This window comes from Roseovarius lutimaris, from assembly GCF_900115165.1.
In the GTDB taxonomy this organism is placed as follows: Bacteria; Pseudomonadota; Alphaproteobacteria; order Rhodobacterales; family Rhodobacteraceae; genus Roseovarius; species Roseovarius lutimaris.
This window is the reverse complement of record NZ_FOVP01000039.1, coordinates 1-17,180: the sequence shown is the minus strand read 5'-3', so window position 1 is coordinate 17,180 and position 17,180 is coordinate 1. Positions and strand designations below refer to the sequence as shown.

Here is a 17,180-nt window from a genome sequence, read left to right as displayed (position 1 = left end):
AAATCTTTCGCCAGTGGGCTCGAACCAGTGGCGCTTCACTGGCTCATCGCACAATCCGCTGGCGGCCATCCTCCAGCTGCTCTTCAGCAAAACTGGCGACGAACGCATCAGCTTCGGCTTTCAGCGCTTCCGCCAACATCCGGCGCGCGCCTTCACGGGCAAGCTCTGTCAGCGGATCCAAGATCGTTTCTGATTGGCGAAAAGGCAGGATAGTCGTATCTTCATTCATGGCGTATCGCTCCTCGTGAGGTTCTGGCTGGCTTGATCACCTGCCACGATACGCCGCCCTTCAAATCACGCCATCACCCAAATTCCCGCATAGCTCCCTTGCGCACCCCGTAGACCTGATAATTCTCATCCCAGACACGTTTGATCTCCCGGCGCAGCTCTGTATCCCGCTGATACCGGGCAGAAGCTTTGGCCGGATCAGCGAGGCATGCCAGACGGTGGTAGTAAGTTGACGGTGCGATCGGCAGCACCCTGCAGATCGACTCGACACCGTAAACAGCCCTTTGATCGTCAATGAAGCCGATCATCGCTTGAGTGGGCGGTCGAGTTCCGCCTGCGCAAAATAAGCTGATGCCTTGCGGAGAATTTCATTCGCTTGGCGCAGCTCACGGTTTTCCCGTTCCAGCGTCTTGATACGATCACGCTCTTCGGTTGTCACTCCGTCGCGCATGCCGCTGTCCTTCTCAGCCTGCTTGACCCATCCGCTCAAGGTTTGGGGAATACAGCCGATCTTGGGTGCAATGGCCGCGATCGCGCCCGCCTGCGTTTCGTAGGAGCCTTGATGCTCGAACACCATTCGGACCGCGCGAGCGCGGACCTCAGGAGAGTAGCGATTTGCCATTTTGCTTTTTGTCATAACCATCATCCTTACTTAAGTTGATGGTCTCCGACAAACTCGGGGCGATTCAAACAAGCTCTTTTGGGGGACTTTCCGAAGGCCGTGGAGGATGCAATCCTGAACAGTAACGAAGCTCAGCAAAAGCAAATGATCAAGCTTTTGTCGATGTCCGAAAAGCTCAGCGAGTTCCAAAATGCTATCTTAGACATGTTTCAAAACGATGCCATCAGGTAGCGCCGAAAGGCCACAACTCGCACCGAGTAAGTCTGATGGCTTTCTGGTCCCTTGCGGTGACAAGAACAACAAGTGGGCTACCGTGATCCAGCCGGAGATTGGCTGTTGCCAATGAAGAAGGTGCGTAGGTCACTTGAAACCATGGTTAGCTACGTAGACTAACCATTTAGATCACACCTCATAATTGCGCCCCCGATCAAAGCAGGTCACGATGAACGCTTGCTTGGCTCTGCGTAAATCTTATTCAAGAAAGTGAACAAAAATGTCCCTGCCCGAAACATATCTTCAGATGATTTCCACTGTTAGCACGGATGGTGAACTCCAAATGCGCCTTGTTGAAAAGAAAATGCCCACGCCCGGTCCGGACGAGGTATTGGTGCGCATTGAAGCGGCCCCGATCAACCCGTCAGATCAAGGTGTGATGTTTGGCTGGTCGTCCATGGACAAGGCTACATCTACAGGCACAGGCGCTGACACAGTCCTAAAGGCACCAGTGTCAAAACACGGCATGCAGGTGATGAAAGCCCGTGTTGGTCAAGACCTTCCCATTGGCAACGAAGGCAGTGGTACTGTTGTTGCTGCTGGTGAGAACGCCCAAGAGCTTATGGGCAAAGTGGTTGGCCTCATGGGCGGCGAAATGTATGCGCAATACCGCGTCGTCAAAGCGACGATGTGTTTACCCCTTGGGTCAGAGCATACAGCCAAGGATGGTGCCGCCTGTTTCGTTAATCCGCTCACGGCGTCGTCCATGGTAGAAGTCATGCGGCTTGAGGGGCACACCGCGCTTGTCCATACAGCAGCGGCCTCGAATTTGGGCCAGATGTTGAACCGCATCTGTCAGGCTGATGACGTACAGCTGGTCAATATCGTGCGCTCTACAACGCAGGAAAAACTGCTGCGCGATATGGGTGCTCAGTATGTCGTTGATAGCTCCAAAGGCAGCTTTATGGCTGATCTAACGGATGCCATACACGAAACTGGTGCGACTTTAGCCTTTGATGCGACGGGCGGCGGACGGCTGGCTTCCGATATCCTCAGCGCAATGGAAGCAGCGGCTGCACGGACACCGGGAGCTTACAGCATCTATGGTTCCGTGAAGCACAAACAGGTCTATCTCTATGGTGGTTTAGACACCTCCGAGACGACCCTGACACGCGGATATGGTATGGCGTGGGGCGTTGGCGGATGGCTACTGCCCAATTTCCTTGCCCGTGTCGGTCAAGAGGTCGCCGGGCGTATGCGCACGCGCGTGGTTCAGGAGTTAACGACTACCTTTGCAAATGACTACTCAGACGAGATTTCGCTTGCCGATGCGCTGCAGGCTGGCGTCGTGGCACGCTATAATGCCAAAAAGACGGGTGCAAAGTTCCTCATCAATCCGCAGCTTCCAATGTAACGCGATTGCTGGATAAGTTGCCAACATCCGCTCCGACACTTCAGTGTGTTGGGGCGTGATTTGCGCCCAGTTTTCCTTGGGCAGACAAAACAAGCTTTCGCTGAGACTCGGGCTGGCTTATTTCACATCCAAACTGTGCCGCTAAAAATTACGTCTTAAGGTTTGGCCGCAATGTCGAAGCCGCGCAACATTGTTAACATTGCGCGGCGACGTTGGGCGAGACCGGGTGGCGTTCACTTGGAAATACGCAGCACTGGCGCGCATCATAGCAACGGCCGGAAAATGTGATACAATTTGAAGCTATGACAGTCGGCTTTGACCTTATTTATCTCTTAAAATCCAAGACTTAGCTGCATTTTAGCTCGCTAAAATGGTGCCCGGGGGCGGAATCGAACCACCGACACGAGGATTTTCAATCCACTGCTCTACCCCTGAGCTACCCGGGCACCGGGAACGCGTGAGCGTTCGGGTGTTGGCGTTCTAGGCGAGGCTAAGCGGGGTGTCCAGAGGCTTTGATTAAAAAATCAATGTGGTTTTTGAGGTTCTTGCGAGATCGCCTCGATTGCCTCTTCGATATCCTCGGGATCGGTCGAGGGAACGGCGTAGTCGCCAGAAAACCATTTGCCAAGATCGACATCCGCACAGCGTTTGGAACAGAACGGGCGATACTTGGACACCGTCGCTTTCTTACAAATCGGACAAGCCATCACAGCACCTCGCTGAGCGGCAGCCGGTCGCGCTTGCGCTGCAATTCAAAATGGCCAAGAGGGGTCCAGCCGACAAGGGTGGTTTCCACAGAATCGTGGCGAAAGGCGGCGCGCAGGGAGGTTTCGAACTGGCGACGGTCCTTTTTCGGCATCGGCGCAAGATCAAGGGTGATCTGCCCGCCAAGACCGCGCAGGCGCAACTGGCGGGGCAGGTCGCGGGCGGTGGCAAGGTTGGCCTTGAGACCCGCGGCAAGGCTGGCATCGCCGCCGGTATTCACGTCAACGGCGACAAGGGCGCGGGTCGGCTCGATGAAATAGGACGCACCGCCCGGCAGGGGCGCCTGCGGGTCGCGCAGGGCCTCGATATGATCGAGTACGCCGTGCTCGGCAAAACAGCCCTCGGCGGTGACCACCTCGGCCGGGGCGGTCCAGTCGCGCCAGGCCAGCACATGCGGCCCGTCGCCCTCGGTCAGCTTTTCGGCCCCCTCACCGGTGGCATCGGCCAGAACCGCCGCCGCCAGATCAAGCATGGCGCGAATATCCTCGGCGATCTCGGCGGCATCGGCCCCCTCGCAGGACGAGCGCAGGATAAGCCCCATATCGCTATCGACCATCTCGGCGTGCGCGATTTCCAGAAGCGAGTCGCGGATCGCCTCATCCTTGATCGCGCGCGAAATATTAAGGCCGGGGGCCGAAGGCGTGATGATCGCATAGCGGCTTTTGAACAATAGCTTCGAGGTCACTGGCAGGGCCTTGCCCGGCTCGGCGTAGCCCGTGACCTGCACCAGAATCGGCTGACCGGGCGCCAAACCCTTGATCTGGCGCAGAAAGGCCGATCCATCCGGCGTGCGCAGGAACATGCCGCCCTGCCCCTTTACCGGCCGGTCGGCAATCGCGCGATAGATCGCTCCGGGGCGCGGATGCTCCGAATCAATCAAAAGATCGTTCAGGCGGCCATCGACCAGAAGGGCGGCGGCCTCAAACCCGTTCACGTGATCAAGAGCAATGGTGCGGCCCTTCATGGCAGATCCTTATATAACGGATAGCCGGCCGCGCGCAGAAGACCGGCAGTTTCACAAATCGGCAATCCGACAACGGCGCTAAAAGAGCCCTGAATCCAAGGGATTAGCGCGCCAGCCGGGCCTTGAATGCCATAGCCGCCCGCCTTGCCCTGCCAGTCGTTGGTGGCAAGATAGGCGTTCAGCTCTTCATCGGAAATCTGTTTGAATTTAACGGTTGTGACAACATCGCGTTCCCAGACCCGTTCGCCGTGACGCACCGCGACGGCGGTGATCACCCGGTGGCGCCGCCCGGAAAGCATCAACAGAAACTCGGCCGCCTCGCCCGCCGTTTCCGGCTTGCCGAGGATTCGGCGGCCAAGCGCCACCGTGGTATCGGCCGAGAGCACGATTTCGCCCTCATCTGCCCTGACCGCCAGAGCCTTTTCGCGCGCCATGCGTATGCAATACGGGCGCGGCAATTCGGATGTCCGTGGGGTTTCATCAATGTCAGGCGGGCGGATATCAGCCGCCACAACCCCGATCTGCGCCAACAGATCCCGGCGGCGCGGGCTACCCGATCCGAGGATCAAACGCATGCAATATCAATCGCTTACTTAAAGCGATAGTTGATCCGACCCTTGGTCAGATCATAGGGGGTCATTTCCACCTGAACCTTGTCGCCGGCCAGAACGCGGATTCGGTTCTTGCGCATCTTGCCTGCCGTATGAGCGATGATGGTATGGCCGTTTTCCAGCTCGACCAGGAATGTCGCATTCGGCAGGAGTTCCTTTACGACACCGGGAAATTCGAGCAGTTCTTCCTTGGCCATGGTATCTCCATTATTTTCATCCGCCCATTCGCGGACAGCCGCCTAAATGGCGCTATTTCCGGCTTTTTTCAAGGCTATAATCACGATATTCGTTGATATGTGATCGCCATATCGCGGCCCGCCTGTTCGGACCAGTGTTTGCGATTCAGAACAACCCCATCGGCGCGCACATGGGCAACGCGGCCAAGGTCAACCTCGGCCAGGGTCCAGCCGGGGGTGTTGAGTGTGCCCTCGGCAATGACGCCGGTCGGCGGAAAGCCGGTATCGGGGGGGCCGAAAACGCCGCCCATGCCGGTATTTTCATCCACCGCAGGCGACCATGCGGCATCCCCCACGGTTGACGCCATCACCGTGACGCATTGGGCTTCAAGCGCGCGGGCCATCGCCCCGATCCGCACCCGCGAATAACCTGCCAATGCTTCGGTGCAGGAAGGCACAAGGATCAGGTCGGCATCGCTCAACCCACGGCCTAGCAAGGGAAATTCGGAATCGTAACAGATCAGGATGCCGATCTTGCCAAGGCTGGTGTCGAAAACCTTCAACGGCCCGCCGGGCACCACATCCCAGATGTCGCGCTCGAACCGGGTCATGATCTGTTTGTCCTGCGCGCCGCGCCCGCCGGTGGGCGAAAACAGCCGCGCGCGATTGACCGGGCGCGCGCCAATTTCGGCATCAAACACCGGCGCCGAGGCCGCCAGAATATGCAGCCCATAGCGCGTCGCCAGATCGGCGTGAAGATCATCGGCATCGCCAATCAACCCCGACACCGCATGCAAGGATCGTTCAAGATCGCCCGCCACCTCTGGCCCGGCCAGCATGGCAAGCTCCATCGCGCCATATTCCGGGAAAACCGCCAGATCCGCGCTTTGCGTGGCCGCATCCGCCACCCAAGAGGTGATCTTGGCGGCGTAATCGGCCCATGTGGTCAGGGGATCAAGCGGATAGGCGGCGGTGGCGATTTTCATGGTGATCTCCGGGCAGCAGGCAAAAAGACATTCACCTTGCTCGATACAGGTTCAGGCCCGCACAGTCGAGCAGGTCACCCGGCCCGATGGCCCTAAAAGTCGCGCAACAGTGATCCGTATCCCGCGATCCGGTCGCGGACACCGGCCCGGCGCAAGACATCCCACATCATCGCCTGATTTGACGAAATCACCCGCTTGCCAAGTTTTTGCTCCAACGCCTCCAGCACATCGATCGAGCGCAGCGCGCCGCAGCTTATGAACAGGGCATCGGCATCGGGGCAATCCACGCGGGCGGCAAAATCTGCTATGAAATCGGGGCGCAGCCGGATCATGTCGCTGTCTTTCTCAAGGTTCAGCCCTTGAATATTGACGATCTCAAAGCCCGCCGCCGTCATATAATCGGCCTCGCGCCGGTTGATTTCGTCAAGGTAGGGCGTGGCCACCGCGATTCGGCGCGCCCCGATGGCGCGCAGGGCGCCCATCACCCCGGTGATCAGGGATGTCGGCATGGCTTTCGGCGCGCCTTTGCGCAGCTCGGCGAACACCCGGTCTTCGCCAATCACAAGGCTGCCCGAGGTGCAGGCGTAACAGATCACATCAAGGCTTCCGTCCGGCAGGATATTTGCCGCCGCCTGCGCCAGATCATCGGCCTGCGCACGCAGGCTTTCGACAGTGATCGAATCCGGGATCGGCGCGCGGGTGAAATGAAGCCCAACACCGGGCGGGCAAAGTGTAAACATGTCATCCTCGATGGTCTGTTCGGTCGAGAGCAACACAAACCCGATTTTCGCGCGCCCGTGACGGCCCGCGTCAAAGGCGGTGCTCATGTCCGGCGCCTCGCCATGCTGTATACACATAAAAGACATAACCTCATATAACGCGCAATTATTCCGTATTGACGTGATATATGTACACAGCTTACCCAATGACAGCAAGCACCGTGACCAGCAGATGATTCGACACACAGCCCCGTAACAGGAGACCCGTAATGCTTGAAGAAGCCAAAATTCGCACCCAGGCCCTTCAGGCCCGCATGAAGGATGAAGGCATTCAAAAAGCGGTGTTCACCGACGAAAGCTCGATCGCATATCTCGCCGGCTTCTGGGGGTATCTCGGGATCGAATTTGGCCGCCCGACCCTGCTTGTGGTCGATGCCGATGATGCGCCGGTGGTGATCACCCCGCTGATGGAATCCGAAATGGTCGCGGCGATGACCTGGGTCGAGGATGTCCGCACTTGGGAGGATATGGGCCAACGCACCTGGGGCCGCGCCCTTGCAGGCGCCCTTGGCGAAAAACCCGCCGCGATCTATATCGAGCGCAACACCATCCCGGCGATTGTGCGCAACCACCTTGACGACACCTATCCCAGTGTACCGCTCAGGGATATCTCGCCCATATTAGGTGCGATGCGCACCGTCAAATCCCCGTTTGAAATTGGCGTGATGAAAGAGGCCGGGCAAATCGCCGGGGCGATGATGGCCGCCGCCCACGATAGCCTACGCGAAGGCGCGCCGGAATATGACTCCGCCCTTGCGGTGATCGAGGCCGGATCGCGCAAGGCGGCGACCTTTCTCACCGCCAAGGGATGGGATCGGTTCGTCTCGCCGATGATCCACAACCTGCAAATCCTGCAGAGCGGCGCCGATGCCTCGATGGTGCATCGCCGCGCCAGCGTCAAAGCCTATGAGAAATTCGACCCGGTCTATTTCTGCTTTTGCAACATGGCGCAGTTCAAGCAATACAAGCTTGGGTTCGACCGGATGTTCCATATCGGCGAGGTCAAGGACAAGGACCGCGAGGTGCAACAAGCCGCGATTGACGCCCAACAAGCCGCGATTGCCGCGATCCGCCCCGGTGTGATCGCCGAAGACGTCGCCGCCGCCGCCAACGCCGTTTACCAAGAGCGCGGCTTTCAGACCGGCTATCGCACCGGGCGCTCTATCGGGGTGGCTTACCTCGAAGCACCGGAACTCAAGACAGGCGACAAGACCGTTCTGCGCGCGGGCATGACCTTTGCGGTCGATGGCGGGATTTCGGTCGATGGCGTGACCGCCGGGCGGATTGGCGATTCAATCGTCGTGACCGAGACCGGGTTTGACTATATCACCGACTATCCGCGTGAAATCCTGCTGAGCAAGGGGTAAACCATGGCCGGTGCCACCCTTCGCGTTGCCGTTGCCCAATGCACGGCCGGTCTTGACGGGGCCGAGGCCCGCCTTGCCTGGCTGTCAGACACTCTGCAGGCACGCGGCGCCGCGCCGCTTGATCTCATTGTTCTGCCCGAGCTGTTTCAATGCGGCTATAACATCGGTGATCGTCTGGCGGCGCGCGCCGAAGCCGCGGATGGCACCTTTGCCCGCGCCATCGCGGATCTCGCCAAAACCCATGGCACCGCCATTCTTTATGGCTATGCCGAGCGGCAGGGCGATCAGCTTTACAACGCCGCGCACTGCATTGACCGGAGCGGCGAAAGCATCGGCCATCACCGCAAGCTATTGCTGCCGCCGGGGTTCGAGGGCGATCATTTCACCTCTGGCACCGGTTGTGAGCTGTTCGAGCTTGGCGGTTTCACGATCGGACTACTGATCTGTTATGATGTCGAATTCCCCGAGAACCCGCGCCATGTGGCGCTCGCCGGGGCCGATATCGTGGCGGTGCCGACCGCCCTTGGCGCGGGCTGGGGTGTTGTCTCGGAAAAGGTTGTACCAAGCCGTGCCTTCGAAAACGGCGTTTACCTCTGTTACGCCAATTACTGCGGCTCAGAGAACGGGGCGGACTATTTCGGCGGAAGCTGTCTGATTGGCCCCGATGGTCAAGACCTTGCCCGCGCCGCGAGTGACCCGGCGCTGATCGAGGCGACGTTTGCCAAATCCGCCGTCTCGGCGGCGCAGGCCCGCCTGCCCTATCTCAGCGACCGGCGTCGCCTGCCATGGGTAAGCTGATCGCTTGCGCGGTTTTCTTCAAGAACATGTCGCATCTTCGAAAAGCTCTAGCCGCCACAGATCGCCTGAAGCCGCAACCAATCCTGATCGCTCAGGAGGGGCGGTGGTGGCGGCGGCACGGCAAAGGGGTCGGCCTCGATCAGAGGTAGGACTGTTTCACCCGTGATATCAACCGCATAGGCATAGGGCGTGGCACGCACCGCCCAAGCGCGAAACCCGGCCAAAAGCGTTTCGGGATCAAGCGGATCGGGCGGATCGGTCAACAGTGCCTCGGCATGGGCGCGCAAGGCCTCTTCGGGCAAGACACCGGTTGTGAGCAGGCGCAGGCTGGCCGATACCCCGCCCTGCGCCAGAAGCCGATCGAGCGGATCGCGCTTCTCGGCGCGCAGATAGGCGGCCACGATATGACCTGCCACAACATCAGGTTCCTCGTAATCCTCGACCAGCGCCGCATTGATCAGCACCGCCCCGCCCGGCAAGCGCAGCGCGCCCGCAACGCCACCGCGCACCACCATGAATCGCGTCGCGTCGCCCTGCGGCGCGGGCAGGCGCCCGGCCAGTTCTGATAGCGCCGTCGCGCCGCCGGGTCCGCGACAGGCAGGGCCGGTGACCTTTTGCAGATGCCCCAGAAGGGCCTGTCCGATCTCGGCGCGTTTGACGGCCGGCACCACGGCCAGTGCATGATGTCGCGCCGCCCCCGGCAGCCAGAACACCGCCAGCGCCATCACTGCCGCGAGGCTGGTGAGAAACCCGACAAAGCGCAGCCGTCCAGGGCGCGGCCGCTGGCGCGAGATGGCCGCACGCAGCTTGTCGATGGCCTCGATCATGTCGGATTCATCCGCCGAAACCTCAAGGGTTTCACCGGGATCGCCATCGGGATGATAAATCGCCGGATGCGCGCCCGGATTGCTGCGCGCGATGGCCGCCAGCGACCAATGCGCCAAAACCCGGTCGCGGGTGTCGGTGATGGTCAGGGTCGCCTCGCCCACCGATATGATCACATCAATGCGCTGCGCCTCGGGCGTCGCCCGCCAGAGGGCTTGCGCCTCAAGACGCTGGTATTTGCTGAGTGCTGTCACTGTCATCCGGGGGCTGCCCTGCCTCTTTGCGCTGAGAGTAGCACGAGGCGCGCGGCGCGGGCAATCAGGCTTGGTCATGCATTCGATAAAGGCGCGACGGCGTGGCGGTGCGGGCCGGGTATGAGTATTTATGGAAAGATGAAAGGGCTTAAGCGGAGGATGCGATCAGAGCCTGCGGGCGATCTGGCGCAATTCGAACTTCTGGATTTTGCCGGTCGAGGTTTTGGGCAGGTCCTGAAACACCACCGTCTTGGGGGTCTTGAACCCGGCAAGACGGTCGCGGGCAAAGGCAATCAGCTCGCTCTCGCTGGCCTCGGCACCGTCTTTCAGCTCGACAAAGGCGCAGGGCGTTTCGCCCCATTTGTCATCGGGTTTGGCCACCACCGCACAAAGCAGCACGGCCGGGTGGCGCATCAGCACGCCTTCGACCTCGACCGAGCTTATGTTTTCGCCGCCAGAAATGATGATATCCTTGGCCCGGTCCGCGATCTGAAGATAGCCATCGGGATGCTGCACCGCGATATCGCCCGAGTGAAAATAGCCGCCGCGAAAGGCCTCTGCCGTGGCCTCGGGGTTTTTCAGATAGCCCTTCATTACCGAATTGCCGCGGATCATGATCTCGCCCTGGGCGGTGCCATCCATCGGGATCTGGGTCATGGTGTCGCCGTCCATCGCGGTGATGTCTTCCATCATCGGCATCAGGATGCCGGTGCGCGCCTTGATGGCATAGCGTTCGTCCTCGGGCAGGTCGTTCCAGCCCTTTTGCCAGAGGCATTCGGTGACATGACCATAGGTTTCGGTCAGCCCGTAAACCTGCGTCACGCTAAAGCCAAGCGGCTCGATCGCGGCCAGCGTGGCGGCGGGCGGCGGCGCGCCGGCGGTGAACACATCGACGATATGGTCAAAGCTGCGCCGATCCTCGGGCTTGGCATTGACGATGGTATTGAGAACAATCGGCGCCGCGCCGAGATGGGTGACCCCCTCATCGGCAATCGCGTCATAGATTGCGCGCGCAGTTATATCGCGACAACACACAACCGTGCCGCCCAGCATTGGCATCAACCAGGTGTGGTTCCAGTTATTGCAGTGAAACAGCGGTACAATCGTCAGGTAGCGCGGATAGCGCGGCAAATCCCAGCTTACGACCGTGCCCATCGTCATCAGATACGCGCCCCGATGGTGACAGACCACGCCCTTGGGTCGCCCGGTCGTGCCAGAGGTATAATTGAGCGCAAGGCTTTCCCATTCATCGTCCGGCATGATCCAGTCAAAGTCAGGATCGCCCGAGGCCAACAGCGCCTCATACTCCATGTAGTGGCCACCGCCATGCACGCCGGCCTGATCATCGGCAACCTCGATCACCTGCGGAGCCGGGCCATCCATGATCTCGATCGCCTCTGCCAGAGAGGGCAGGAATTGCGGATCACAGAGCACCGCGCGCGCCCCGCCATGATCAAGGATATAGGCGATTGTATCGGGTTCGAGCCGGGTGTTGATCGTGTTGAGAACTGCGCCACAGGCGGGCACACCAAAATGCGCCTCGGCATGGGCCGGGATATTGGGCAGGATCGTCGCCACCACATCGCCCGGTGCGATGCCAAGCTTGACCAGACCAGAGGCCAGCCGCGTGCAGCGGTCGTAATATTCGCCGTAGGTCTTGCGAAATCCGCGATAGGCCAGCGCCTCGCGGTCCGCGAACACATGCGCGGCACGCCGCAGATGCGACAGCGGCGTCAGCGGCACGAAATTCGCCGCCGTCCGGTCAAGACCGGTCTCATCCTTCATCCAGCCCATCGCGCCCTCCCTGATTCCCTGCGTCATGAGTTGGGAAAGGATATTGATTTTGCGCGCCCATTCAAATGCGAATCACGCGCGCATCGGTATGATGTGAGCCAAGCGAAACAGGCCCGGGCAGGACACCCCGTTGAAACAGGCGTTGGGATGCCGCCCGAAGGCCGAGAAAACCATGGCGAGCACTCATGTCGCGCAAATTCCGCAGCCCGGCGATTGGCCTGTTTCCAAAGCGCCGGATCGCTTGACGGGGCGTGTTTGCAATCGACGATCCCGACAAAATGCCGGAATGAAGGCTATCTAACACCAAGAACAACCTATCCTTCAGGGTCTTGGCGGCATTTCAACAAGGTAAAGGAGAGTTGGTGCGGGCGGTGGGCATCTAATCCCTATATCTTGATGCACCACGGAATACCGAATCCCCTGTAAAATAGAGCGATTTAGACATTTCCCTATTCCATAGCACTTCACAACACCCCATAGTATACCATATGTTGTGGGGGATTGAGAGGGGGATAGAAAATGGGCCGTGCCATAAATCGTCTGAGTGCATCCGGGGTAAAGACCGCCAGCGTCGGCAAACATGCGGACGGCGGCGGGCTTTGGCTGGTCAAGCGCGAGGATGGCGGCGCGCAATGGGTGTTGCGGGTGACGGTGCATGGCAGGCGGCGCGAAATGGGCCTGGGGGCCTATCCTGACCGCTCATTGAAAGAGGCGCGCGAGGTGGCCGACACATGGCGGGCCGTGGCGCGGCAAGGTCTGGACCCGATTAAGGAACGCGAACGCCAGCGGCGCGAGGCGGCGCGCAATATCCACATGTTGGCCGATATCGCGCTGGACGCTTTCGAGAGCCGCAAGGCCGAACTGAAAGGCGACGGCAAGGCGGGGCGTTGGTTTTCACCGCTTGAACTGCATGTCCTGCCAAAGCTGGGCCGCGTGCCCGTGGCCGATATCGACCAAAAGGATATCCGCGACACCTTGGCCCCGATCTGGCACACGAAAGCCGCTACCGCTGAAAAGGCGATGAGCCGTCTTACCATCGTTCTGCGTCACGCGGCGGCGCTGGGCCTAGAAGTTGACCTGCAAGCGACCGAAAAGGCAAAGGCGCTGCTAGGCCGACAGCGCCACACTGTGACCAACGTTCCATCCCTCCCTTGGCAAGATGTGCCAGCCTTCTATCAGTCTCTCGGCGGCAGCATCACAGAATTGGCCTTGCGCCTGCTCATTCTGACGGGCGCGCGGTCTGGCCCGCTGCGCAATATCCATGTGGAACAGATTGACGGTGACGTCTGGACCATCCCCGCCGATGATATGAAAGGCCGCAAAGGTGCTACCAAAGAATTCCGCGTTCCCCTTTCAGCCGAGGCCCAGCGCGTGATTGCAGAGGCCCGCAAGTTTGCCCGTGACGGGTTCTTGTTTCCCGGTGCCAAGCGAGGCGTCATTTCCGATATGACCATGACCGCCCTGATGGATCGGCGCGGCATGAAAGAGCGCCCCCACGGGTTTCGCACATCCCTGCGGGTATGGCTGGCAGAGGCGACGAACGCGCCGCATGACGTGGCCGAAATGTGCATTAGCCATATGGTCGGGTCTAAGACGGTGCAAGCCTACAAGCGGACGGATTTTCTGGAGCAACGGCGGGCGCTGATGGAGCGGTGGAGCGAAGCGGTTTCTAAAAAGAATAGCGCAAGCAGAATATTTCAAATGGCGCGTTAATGTGTGAAGCATCCATAAAAACAATGGCTCGCATAGTCGAAAGACACATGCCCTCTGCACGCGGTCCAGTGAATTCGATACCTGAGTGGACTAGAGCGACGTTCTACGCGAACGACCTCTTAAGTAGTGCCAATGCAGGTTTTAAATGGTTGCCAGTCAGTGCCGATGAGGAAAATTTGGACACCTTAAGAAAGGCGCTGGCGGAGGCTCTAAGAGCAGTCTTTCGAATGAGGCCAGAGACGATTAGAAACCTTCGAGGGTCATTGGAACCTGATAGCGAACTTATCACTTGCCAGCGAGAGTTGGTTGATTTCCTTTCAGAAGCGCATGAAAAAATAGACAATGCCCATCGGTATCATAAGAAGCTTGCCAAAGCGTCTCCTAATCGAAATTACCAAGTTATCTCAATAGCGAGTGAGTGCCGTAATGCTTGGGGCGAAGAGCAGTGGCATATCGAAAACGGTGAGTGGGGCGAAGGGCCAGATCACGAACACTTCGTGGAGAACTTCGCTCCGAAGAGCCAGAACCACTACCACCCCGGGCCATTTGGAAGATTTATGGAAGATGTATTTGAGTGTCTCGACGTTCGCACATCGCAAGGAAACGTGGTGTCCGCCGCAAGTGCTCTCGAGATGTTACAAACATTTGAGCGTCAGACAACGCGCTCATAAATGACCCGTCCCTTCTGACCTATATCAACATTTCATGACCTATCTTGGGCTTTGTACAAGCACCAATGGAGCATGATATGCGTTACCTTTCCTTCCCTGACCTGCAAGCAAAGATTGGCGGTCGCAGCCGTTCATCCGTCTATCGTGACATTGAGGCGGGCCGCTTGCCCCAGCCGATCAAATTCGGCGCGCGCCTCTATTGGGTCGAGGCCGATATAGACGCGGCCTTGGCCGAGGCCCGGAACTGAAAACACCCCCGCACTTGCGGAAACCGCAGGCGCTGGGGGTGTAGTAGTGACTTCGAACACCACAACCATATTCCCGGCGTGCTGCACTTTCAAACAGAAAGGCACCACCCAATGACCCAGGACAATTTTTACTCCAGCGATTCACAGGTTTTCTGGACCTGCAAGGCTTTGCTGGATCTGCGCACGATCAGCCACAAGACCGAAATTCGCGAGGTTCGCGGCTGGAGGCTGGGCGCGATTATCCACCGCCTGCGCCGCCACTACGGCTGGCCGATCCTTGTCGAATATCGCGGGCCGCAGAACGTCGCCTATTATTCATTGAAAGCAGGGATAGACCGGGCCACGCTGCGCTTTCCCAGATCGGCGCGCGCGCTGGGCAATAGCGGGGCCGCACAATGACCGCCGCGCGTATCCGCCGCCTGCGCCGCCGCTATGGCCTGACAGAAACCCAAGCCCGCCTCATCGCGGTGCTGCACTATGGGGCCGCAGATGATTGACCCGCACACACGCCTGACCCGCCGCAATGGCAAATGGCACATCATGGCCCGCAAGGGCGCTGCGGGGGCCGCAGAGGCGGCTTGGGTATCGCTTGGCGGTTGTCCCTGCCAAGTGACCGCCATTCGCGTATGGCTGGCCTGCCTGACGATGGACAAACGCTAATGGCTGGCAAGATATACAAACGGCAAAAAACGGGGGTTGGGCGGTTTGTCCAACTTCCCGAATGGGTGCAGGCGTCGGAGGCATGGGCAACCCTGCCCCCCGGCCCCCGCGCGCTCTACATCGAATTGAAACGCCGCTTTAACGGCACGAACAACGGCGCAATCTATCTCAGCCATAGGGACGCGGCGGCGGCGTTGAACGTGCATCGCAACACGGTCGGCCCGTGGTTCAATGCGCTGGAGGAACGCGGGTTCATATTCATGACCCAAGGCCCGCACTTGGGGCCGTCCGGGATCGGGCGCGCATCGGTCTGGGGGCTGGCAGAGGAAGCCACGCCAGACGGTCGGCCCGCGCGCAAAACGTTCATGAAATTCAAAACCCCCGCACAAAAACCGTGCATGACCGTCACAAAAAACAGGACGCATGTTGGAAAATATGGAGGTTGAAGGCGTGAACTGTCCTGTTTTCTGTGACGCAAAACCCAAAATCGGGCGCAACGGCGTCACAAAAAACAGGACATATCTACATCTAGCCATAGGCAGGACGTTCAAGGGGCAACGGGTTAACGCCGGAAGCGGGGGGGTATCGCAAAGTCTGGGCAGCGTCGAACAGGACCGCTGAGGATAGAAAAATTTATGCGCGGGCAAAATGAAGGCAAAAAAGTTGAGCGGGTTTCATTAGGGCGCGACCGATCAAAACCGCAACTTACCAAATGATTTCGGAAAATATCAGGAGGCACCACATGGGCGGATATGGCTCAGGACGAACAGGCTACAAACAAAAGGCAGAGAATTGCCGCTCTTTGGATGTGAACCGCCTTCACCGGCAAGGCTGCCTGTGCCCCGGTTGGCGCGGCAACTGGATCTGGTCATGCGATGGCGAGGAAGTGTCGCGGATAGGGTGCCGGGCAGAGCAAGGTCATTTCGTGCTGGATTACAAGCTGCGCCAATATGGCGGCGAGTGGGAACCAATAAGCCAAACCATCCGCATCACCCGCACAGATTGCCACTACGGCAACCAGCGCCCCTATTTCATTTGCCCCGGCGTGGTCAGTGGTCGGCATTGCGGGCGGCGCGTCGGCAAGCTGTTCATGGGCGGGCGGTATTTCCTTTGCCGCCATTGCTATAACATCGGTTACGCCAGCCAATCAGAGGCCCGCTATGACCGCATGTTGCGGCGTGCAAACAAGCTGCGAACTGCGCTGGGCGGCGAACCGGGAACCGGATACTGCATAGCGCCCAGGCCCAAGGGCATGTGGCAACGGACCTACCAGCGCAAACGGTTTGAAATTGAGTGGTGCGAGAGCCAAGCAAACCAAGCATTTCTAAGCAAATATAGCTACCTTCTCAGCGAGGATGAGGTCGAGATGTATTTCGGAAGGTGAGGCCCGCAACATGTTGGGAAAACGGCAGGCAGGCTACAACCGGCATAAGCCGCATTTGGCGTTTGAAAATCTGGCACCTCTGGAAATTGCAGGGGAATCAAACTGGACAATCTCGCCGCGTAAGGCCATCAATTCAAACCGAATACCTCTACGCAGCGTAGAGGAAACTTGGGGTTCAGGTCTGAGGTTGATTGATGCTTAGAATTTTATCTGTTGCGCTGGTCGCTATCACCGTCATCTTTTCAGGCATAACGGCACGCGCCGCAGATTTCGAAAAGGGTTTGGATGCAGCTCGCGCGGGGGATTACGGCACAGCCTTGAGGGAGTGGGAGCCTCTGGCCGAGCAAGGCGATGCCTCCGCCCAGTACAATCTTGGCCTAATATATGCCAACGGCTTGGGCGTGCCGAAAGATGACGTTGAAGCTGTACGGTGGTATCGCCTCGCAGCCGAGCAGGGCAATGCCTCCGCCCAGTTCAACCTCGGCGTCAGGTATAACAAAGGCGGGGGTGTGCCGATAGATGACGTTGAAGCTGTACAGTGGTATCGCCTCGCATCCGAGCAAGGCCATGCCGACGCTCAGTACAAACTCGGCATCATGTATGCCTACGGCTTGGGCGTGCCGAAAGATGACGTTGAAGCTGTACAGTGGTATCGCCTCGCAGCCGAGCAAGGCCATGCCGACGCTCAGTACAACCTCGGCATCATGT

19 protein-coding genes, 1 tRNA gene, 2 pseudogenes and 1 other annotated feature are annotated in these 17,180 nt (G+C 59.0%); of the genes and pseudogenes, 11 read left to right on the top strand and 11 right to left on the bottom strand.

The window, feature by feature from the left end:
- Positions 1-46: 46 nt before the first annotated feature.
- Both BMZ91_RS19850 and BMZ91_RS19845 read right to left on the bottom strand, forming a co-directional pair.
- Positions 47-229, bottom strand: a pseudogene (locus tag BMZ91_RS19850) (IS256 family transposase); the annotation flags it as partial.
- 97 nt (positions 230-326) lie between these two features.
- Positions 327-865, bottom strand: a pseudogene (locus BMZ91_RS19845) (transposase); the annotation flags it as partial.
- Positions 462-578 (bottom strand) — a sequence feature (AL1L pseudoknot). Its footprint overlaps the pseudogene before it by 117 nt.
- A gap of 478 nt (positions 866-1,343) precedes the next feature.
- On the opposite strand from BMZ91_RS19845, the gene BMZ91_RS19840 reads away from it, so the two are divergent.
- The gene (locus BMZ91_RS19840) at positions 1,344-2,477 is read left to right on the top strand and encodes a zinc-binding dehydrogenase (protein ID WP_092842331.1); all 1,134 of its coding nucleotides are present in this window, start codon (positions 1,344-1,346) and stop codon (positions 2,475-2,477) included.
- Positions 2,478-2,848: 371 nt separating this feature from the next.
- Here BMZ91_RS19840 and BMZ91_RS19835 read toward each other — a convergent pair.
- The 7 genes from BMZ91_RS19835 to BMZ91_RS19805 form a co-directional block, all read right to left on the bottom strand.
- Positions 2,849-2,923: transfer RNA gene (locus BMZ91_RS19835), tRNA-Phe, on the bottom strand.
- Between the two features lie 78 nt (positions 2,924-3,001).
- Positions 3,002-3,184, bottom strand: a complete 183-nt coding sequence (locus tag BMZ91_RS19830) for a DNA gyrase inhibitor YacG (RefSeq protein WP_092842330.1) — start codon at positions 3,182-3,184, stop codon at positions 3,002-3,004.
- The gene (locus tag BMZ91_RS19825) at positions 3,184-4,206 is read right to left on the bottom strand and encodes a ribonuclease E/G (RefSeq protein WP_092842329.1); all 1,023 of its coding nucleotides are present in this window, start codon (positions 4,204-4,206) and stop codon (positions 3,184-3,186) included. Before BMZ91_RS19825 ends, BMZ91_RS19830 begins: the two co-directional genes overlap by 1 nt.
- Entirely contained in the window at positions 4,203-4,781 is a 579-nt protein-coding gene (locus BMZ91_RS19820; protein ID WP_092842328.1) for a Maf family protein, read from the bottom strand. Before BMZ91_RS19820 ends, BMZ91_RS19825 begins: the two co-directional genes overlap by 4 nt.
- A gap of 14 nt (positions 4,782-4,795) precedes the next feature.
- Positions 4,796-5,014, bottom strand: coding sequence for a translation initiation factor IF-1 (gene infA / locus BMZ91_RS19815; RefSeq protein WP_008186030.1), 219 nt, complete (start codon positions 5,012-5,014; stop codon positions 4,796-4,798).
- An 80-nt stretch (positions 5,015-5,094) separates the two neighbouring features.
- Positions 5,095-5,979: a carbon-nitrogen hydrolase family protein gene (locus tag BMZ91_RS19810; protein ID WP_092842327.1), complete on the bottom strand. Its 885-nt coding sequence runs from the start codon at positions 5,977-5,979 to the stop codon at positions 5,095-5,097.
- Positions 5,980-6,071: 92 nt separating this feature from the next.
- Complete coding sequence (locus tag BMZ91_RS19805; RefSeq protein ID WP_092842326.1) at positions 6,072-6,806, bottom strand: maleate cis-trans isomerase family protein; 735 nt, start codon at positions 6,804-6,806, stop codon at positions 6,072-6,074.
- 161 nt (positions 6,807-6,967) lie between these two features.
- Here BMZ91_RS19805 and BMZ91_RS19800 point away from each other — a divergent pair, with 161 nt between their 5' ends.
- Together BMZ91_RS19800 and BMZ91_RS19795 are read left to right on the top strand one after the other, a co-directional pair.
- On the top strand, positions 6,968-8,125 hold the full coding sequence (locus tag BMZ91_RS19800) for a M24 family metallopeptidase (RefSeq protein ID WP_092842325.1): 1,158 nt from the start codon (positions 6,968-6,970) through the stop codon (positions 8,123-8,125).
- Between the two features lie 3 nt (positions 8,126-8,128).
- Positions 8,129-8,923 (top strand): carbon-nitrogen hydrolase family protein, encoded by a 795-nt coding sequence (locus BMZ91_RS19795; RefSeq protein WP_092842324.1) that lies wholly within the window; start codon positions 8,129-8,131, stop codon positions 8,921-8,923.
- 47 nt (positions 8,924-8,970) lie between these two features.
- Here the strand turns inward: BMZ91_RS19795 and BMZ91_RS19790 are convergent, their stop codons facing one another.
- Both BMZ91_RS19790 and BMZ91_RS19785 read right to left on the bottom strand, forming a co-directional pair.
- The gene (locus tag BMZ91_RS19790; RefSeq protein ID WP_245736495.1) at positions 8,971-10,008 is read right to left on the bottom strand and encodes a hypothetical protein; all 1,038 of its coding nucleotides are present in this window, start codon (positions 10,006-10,008) and stop codon (positions 8,971-8,973) included.
- Positions 10,009-10,167: 159 nt separating this feature from the next.
- Positions 10,168-11,796, bottom strand: coding sequence for an AMP-binding protein (locus BMZ91_RS19785; protein WP_092842323.1), 1,629 nt, complete (start codon positions 11,794-11,796; stop codon positions 10,168-10,170).
- 519 nt (positions 11,797-12,315) lie between these two features.
- Between BMZ91_RS19785 and BMZ91_RS19780 the strand changes: the two genes are divergently transcribed.
- The 8 genes from BMZ91_RS19780 to BMZ91_RS19750 all read left to right on the top strand — a co-directional run.
- A complete protein-coding gene (locus BMZ91_RS19780; RefSeq protein ID WP_092842322.1) occupies positions 12,316-13,509 on the top strand; it encodes a tyrosine-type recombinase/integrase in 1,194 nt (397 codons plus the stop codon).
- Between the two features lie 263 nt (positions 13,510-13,772).
- The gene (locus BMZ91_RS21265; protein ID WP_143076417.1) at positions 13,773-14,180 is read left to right on the top strand and encodes a hypothetical protein; all 408 of its coding nucleotides are present in this window, start codon (positions 13,773-13,775) and stop codon (positions 14,178-14,180) included.
- Between the two features lie 77 nt (positions 14,181-14,257).
- The gene (locus BMZ91_RS19770) at positions 14,258-14,428 is read left to right on the top strand and encodes a helix-turn-helix transcriptional regulator (protein WP_092842332.1); all 171 of its coding nucleotides are present in this window, start codon (positions 14,258-14,260) and stop codon (positions 14,426-14,428) included.
- Between the two features lie 111 nt (positions 14,429-14,539).
- Entirely contained in the window at positions 14,540-14,827 is a 288-nt protein-coding gene (locus BMZ91_RS19765) for a hypothetical protein (RefSeq protein WP_092842320.1), read from the top strand.
- Between the two features lie 90 nt (positions 14,828-14,917).
- Positions 14,918-15,088, top strand: coding sequence for a hypothetical protein (locus BMZ91_RS21560; RefSeq protein ID WP_177193935.1), 171 nt, complete (start codon positions 14,918-14,920; stop codon positions 15,086-15,088).
- Complete coding sequence (locus tag BMZ91_RS19760) at positions 15,088-15,534, top strand: helix-turn-helix domain-containing protein (RefSeq protein ID WP_092842319.1); 447 nt, start codon at positions 15,088-15,090, stop codon at positions 15,532-15,534. Before BMZ91_RS21560 ends, BMZ91_RS19760 begins: the two co-directional genes overlap by 1 nt.
- Positions 15,535-15,830: 296 nt before the next feature.
- Positions 15,831-16,472 carry a hypothetical protein gene (locus BMZ91_RS19755; protein WP_092842318.1) on the top strand — a complete coding sequence of 214 codons (642 nt, stop codon included), beginning with the start codon at positions 15,831-15,833 and terminating at the stop codon, positions 16,470-16,472.
- A 194-nt stretch (positions 16,473-16,666) separates the two neighbouring features.
- A partial coding sequence (locus BMZ91_RS19750) for a tetratricopeptide repeat protein (protein ID WP_143076416.1) occupies positions 16,667-17,180 on the top strand: 514 nt, incomplete at its 3' end.